Genomic DNA, 4,199 nt, shown 5'->3' on the forward strand with positions numbered 1-4,199 from the left:
GGCCCAGATTCAACCAGCAAGTGCAACGCTAGTACGTCCGAAGAAGACTTCGGAAGGCGTCAGGAAATTGTGGCGTTTGCGTGGCCTGTTATTGAGTTCGCTGGCGAAGTGATCGCACTGCTTTTGAGTGAGATGTTGCATGCAGACTCCCTTTGGTACGTATTGACGTAGCAGGCCGTTGAAGTTCTCGTTGGTGCCACGCTCCCAGGAATGATAAGGGGTGGCGAAGTAGCACTTGAGATTGAAGTGTTCCTCTAGCTTTGCGTAGTCGTGGAACTCCGTTCCGTTGTCCAGGCTGAGCGTTTTGAATTGACGCTCGTACTTGGCGATGGCGACCTTGGCAGCGCAGATGACTTCTTCTTTGGTGCGAGCCTTGAGCTTCATGACGATGGCAAAGCCACTGACGCGCTCGACCAGAGTAAGCAGGCAGTGGCGCAGGTCTTTGCCGATGACGGTATCGCCTTCCCAGTGACCGATCGCGATGCGCAAGTTGGCCTCCTGTGGTCGCTCGCTGATATGGCGCTTGCCGGCCAGAACACCCCTTGAATCCTTGGATCGGTAGCGTTTGCGACCGTTCTTGGACATGATGCGTGTGTGCGATACCAACTCACCGCCGCTGGCCTTGTCGCGACGCAGCCAGCGGTAGATGGTCTCGGTGCTGATTTCAAGGAGCTTGAAGCGTTTGAGGATGCCGCTGATTTGCTCAGCGCTGAACTTCCTGCGGATGAGGCTAAAGACCTGAGCGCGCTGAGCGTCGGAGTAGTGAGAGCCGCGACGGCAGCGCCGACGTCGAGCCACGGCGTAACTGTGAGCCTTCTCTGGCCGGTACTGCGCTCGGTGAGTAGTCAGGTTCCGGCGAAGCTCACGACTGACGGTGCTTGGGTGTTTGCCAATTTGGCGAGCGATCTCGGCTTGAGAGTATTTGGCTACTCTCAAGGCGTTGATGGTGTATCGTTCCTCTTGGGTGAGTTGGTGATACGTCATAGGTGCAACCTCGTTCTTGGTCGGATAAGGTGCAGCTAGTTTCGCCGCTCCCCACCCATTTCAATGAACGTTGCACTTACTAGTTGAATCCGCGTGGCCTAACGCCCAAGGTAAGCGGCGCCGCAAGGAGCGCAGCGACTGAAGGGCACCAACAAGGGCCAGGACAATGGCGAAGCCATGGCCCTTGTTGGCGTCCGCTTGACCGCCCAGTTAGGCACTGGACTTTGATGGTTCGAGCCGAAACAGAGCCCCGCATGTTGCCCACTTGGGGGAGTGTGTTGTGGGCTCATGAGCGTCCGGCCTCGTATTGAGGTAGCCCATCGCAAATGCTGTCCCATTCGGCCTTCGACGCGACGAACGAATGGAACTGAGGGCGCAGGCTTGGGGCTTCGTTAAGCGTTCCGAGCCTTAGATGGAGCATGCCCCGTTTTGGCTTTTCGGCATACAGACTTGACCCGCAGTTGCTACAGAAAGCCAGGACGGTGCTTTCGCTCTTGATGAAGCGCTTGAGAGACGCTTCGCCTTGGACGAGCTTGAACTCTTCCATTGGAATGCCGGCCATTGCCGACGATGCTGAACCCGAGAAGCGCCGACAGTCAGAGCAGTGACAAAAACCCGAGTACTTGAAGTTGTCGTTGACCTCGTATTGGACTGAACTACAGAGGCACCTACCTGCGATTTTTTTCATGTTGCTATGTGCTCGATGGAAGGGCCTAACGCCCAAGGTAAGCGGCGCCGCAAGGAGCGCAGCGACTGAAGGGCACCAACAAGGGCCAGGACAATGGCGAAGCCATGGCCCTTGTTGGCGTCCGCTTGACCGCCCAGTTAGGCTTGTGGGTAGGTGCGCGGTGATGCAAGTTCACGGCAACTCCGTTAGGTTTGAATGTCCACAGAAGTTGGGCAAGCTCCGCGTCCGCGTTGAACCCCGGTTAGGCTGGTGAGCGTAGGCATGGCATCTCATTAACGGGCAACTAATTCAGCTTTCGGAAGCCATCCATGAAATAGATCGTGTTGTGGCTCCATTGATCTAGCCCAGCAACTCGCGCACCTTTGGCCACGATTAGCGCCACTGCATGTGCCCCAAACAATGGGGGGACGATGACATCGTGGTCGACGTAGTAGACACCGTGTCTTGAGATGGTTTGCGTGTCAGGGTAGGTTTGCTTCGCACCCTCTTCCCAAGCGCGAATCTCTGCCTCCGTCGCTGGCTTTGCGGTAGCGTAAAAGTGCGCTGAAATTGCTGCTAAGAGTTTCGACTTCTCTTCGATGCTTCGTTCTGCATCAATTCTTGTTCGCCAGAGTTCTGATTGAACACTTCCTAATTGACGCTGAAGATTGGCCAGCTCTTCGGATTTGGGTTGAGTTTGCGCCTCGGTGGCTTCAGTGCCAAGCCGTTTGAGTGCTACTTTGATCTTTGCGCAGCTGGCGGTGACTGCATCAACCATATCGTCTAGCGAGTCGTCGTAGAAAGATATCGTGACGCCAGCAAGGTCTGTAGGTAAGCGAAACTCAACTTCAGTGGACTTAGGCGCAAGAATGAAGCAGCGCTCCAAATTTAATGCACCGATGAAAAGGCCCAGCTCAAAAAGAACGTTGTCGCGCACGGTGCTGTATGTGTTGCCGCGGATTATGGTTTTGTCATCCGCGTGAAAAACAAATACGGCGAAATCGCTGTCGTGTGCGCGCGAAAGAAGAGATTGAATGGTTGTACTGGACAGATCGAAAGCATTGTCCCAAAGCTTTACGCGCGCATCATTCTCAAGCTTTATATTGACAGCCTCGGCGACATGTAGCCCTTCACGCGAGGATGCTACGAAGACTTTGGGTTGATTACTCATGTCACGGCTCGATGTTGTAGAGGAGATGTTGGATTCTGAGGGCCTAACGCCCAAGGTAAGCGGCGCCGGAAGGAGCGCAGCGACTGAAGGGCACCAACAAGGGCCAGGACAATGGCGAAGCCATGGCCCTTGTTGGCGTCCGCTTGACCGCCCAGTTAGGCGACACGGCGTTCAATGCGAACTACCTCGGGAGACTGAGCATCCATGAACATGTAGCAGCGACCAAACAAGGCCTTCTTGCCGTGGTCGTCGAATGTGTTCTGCCCCAGCGGAGTGATGAGCACCTCATGGGTTGCAAGGGCCTCCTGATGCTTGGAGTCAATCTCGCTCCAGTTGGCCTCCACTACTTGGCTAAGAACGACATTAGCTACATTGTTGTTGTAATGAATGACTATATTGCCGTCTTTCATAGCGACAGGATTCATGTCCGGATGCGCGTGAAAGACCCCGTGGAGCGCTTTCAACGCATGTTCATTGGCTTGGCTATCGGTTAACCCATAAGGAAGCACTGCGACCGTTCCATAACGGAAAACTGCAAAGTCTTTGGTGCCGTTCGAGTAATGCGCGACTCGATCAATGATGAGATCAATTGGTTGCACGATCTTGGGTTGCCACGCTGGCACAGGCGGGAACCTCTCAGGCGGTGGAGCTGACGGCGGCTGCTTTTTCTTGAAGAGTCCAAACATGGCGATACGCTGATATTTAGTGTGGCCTAACGCCCAAGGTAAGCGGCGCCGTAAGGAGCGCAGCGACTGAAGGGTACCAACAAGGGCCAGGACAATGGCGAAGCCTTGGCCCTTGTTGGCGTCCGCTTGACCGCCCAGTTAGGCTTGTGGATAGGTGCTGCATGGATCAAGTGCGAAGCTCCCTTTCGCCACCAGCCAAGAGCTTGGGCCTTTTGCGCGCATTTTCAAACGACTGGGCGTCATGTATGGCCTGTGTTTCATGGCTTCAAGCTCTTTGCCAATAGTGCTTCTGACATGAGTAGGCCGCAACCAGGACATTTATCCCAATTCGTCATGATCTCAGTCGCATGAACGCCCCGACCTTCTTTGATTTCCCAACTGTAGCCACATCGTGGGCAGGCGGCGCTTTTGGAAGGCGAGATGCGCTGCCGCAATGAAAGGGCTATGTAGTGCAGCATCCCTGCGCCGGCGCAAGAGACAAGGGCGCGAAGCTTCAGCGCGCTTTCCGTCGTTGGGGAGACGACGTACCAAATGGCAAATACAAGGCCAGATAGCAGCAGCGAGAATAAGAGGGCCCAATTGCGCGCCGATCGATTTCGTCGTGCAAGCGCTTTCTGCTCTTTTACGGAAGCGACAAGCTGATCTGTACTTTGCTGCATGCCAAGCGTGGACTTTGTGAGGGCCTAACGCC

4 protein-coding genes are annotated in these 4,199 nt (G+C 54.9%); all 4 read right to left on the minus strand.

The features are described 5' to 3' along the window. Window positions 1-9: 9 nt before the first annotated feature. Window positions 10-984 (minus strand): IS30 family transposase, encoded by a 975-nt coding sequence (locus JY96_RS21690; protein ID WP_035040509.1) that lies wholly within the window; start codon window positions 982-984, stop codon window positions 10-12. A gap of 286 nt (window positions 985-1,270) precedes the next feature. Further along, a complete protein-coding gene (locus JY96_RS24305; RefSeq protein WP_035044356.1) occupies window positions 1,271-1,672 on the minus strand; it encodes a GFA family protein in 402 nt (133 codons plus the stop codon). Window positions 1,673-1,955: 283 nt separating this feature from the next. Next, window positions 1,956-2,822, minus strand: a complete 867-nt coding sequence (locus JY96_RS21700; RefSeq protein ID WP_035044358.1) for a TIR domain-containing protein — start codon at window positions 2,820-2,822, stop codon at window positions 1,956-1,958. A gap of 155 nt (window positions 2,823-2,977) precedes the next feature. After that, window positions 2,978-3,508, minus strand: coding sequence for a hypothetical protein (locus JY96_RS23470; RefSeq protein WP_152606706.1), 531 nt, complete (start codon window positions 3,506-3,508; stop codon window positions 2,978-2,980). Between the last annotated feature and the right edge of the window lie 691 nt (window positions 3,509-4,199).

The sequence above is a fragment of the Aquabacterium sp. NJ1 genome, from assembly GCF_000768065.1.
Lineage (GTDB): Bacteria > Pseudomonadota > Gammaproteobacteria > Burkholderiales > Burkholderiaceae_C > Aquabacterium.